Source organism: Pseudomonas guariconensis (genome assembly GCF_015680235.1).
GTDB lineage: Bacteria > Pseudomonadota > Gammaproteobacteria > Pseudomonadales > Pseudomonadaceae > Aquipseudomonas > Aquipseudomonas guariconensis_A.
This window is the reverse complement of sequence record NZ_JADLJL010000078.1, coordinates 1-659: the sequence shown is the minus strand read 5'-3', so window position 1 is coordinate 659 and position 659 is coordinate 1. Positions and strand designations below refer to the sequence as shown.

Below are 659 nucleotides of genomic sequence, written 5' to 3'. Positions count from 1 at the left end.
CTTGTCGCCTTCATTGCCGGTGCCTGGAGTGCCTGAGCCTGGCTCATCGGTGATCTTGGTCGAAACGGATTGGTCGTCGAGGGTGAGTTTCTCGAACTTGTCGCCGCCTTCTACCGACTCAAGCTTGTTGGTAATGGTTGGCTGGCCGCCGGTGAACACATCATCTGGTGCTTTAACGGTGACGGAGCCACTGGCGCTACCGGCTGGAATAGTGACTTCGGTGCCATCGGTCAGCTTGAACACCAAGCCACCGTGACCAGTGACCGGCAGCTTTTGGCCATTGCTGAGAGTGACGGTGTAAGTAATTTCACCACCTTCAGCGACAGTGGATGTATCCACAGACAACGTGGCGGTTACTTCGCTGACGGTGTCGGTGATATTGACGACCGCCTTGCCACTCAGCTGCAGATTTTCGAACTGCTTGCCGTCGACGGTCGCGTCGGTGACGCCCAGTTCGGCTTTGCCTGGGTCGGTGAAGACGTCATCGCCTTGAGCCGGCAACGAATAATCGACTTCAGTCTTACCGGCCTGGATGACGACCTGCTGGTTGTTGCTCAGCGTGACCGTCACATCGTGATCGAGTTTTTCACTGATCCGGATGGTGAAGGTTGGCTGCTGATCTTCGGTCACATCGCCTTTGCTGACGATGGTCACTTCGA

The 659-nt window shown here is 56.1% G+C and carries 1 protein-coding gene; it reads right to left on the bottom strand.

The features are described from left to right. The coding region (locus IRZ56_RS22920) for an autotransporter adhesin family protein (RefSeq protein ID WP_230390506.1) at window positions 1-659 on the bottom strand (659 nt) is incomplete at both ends.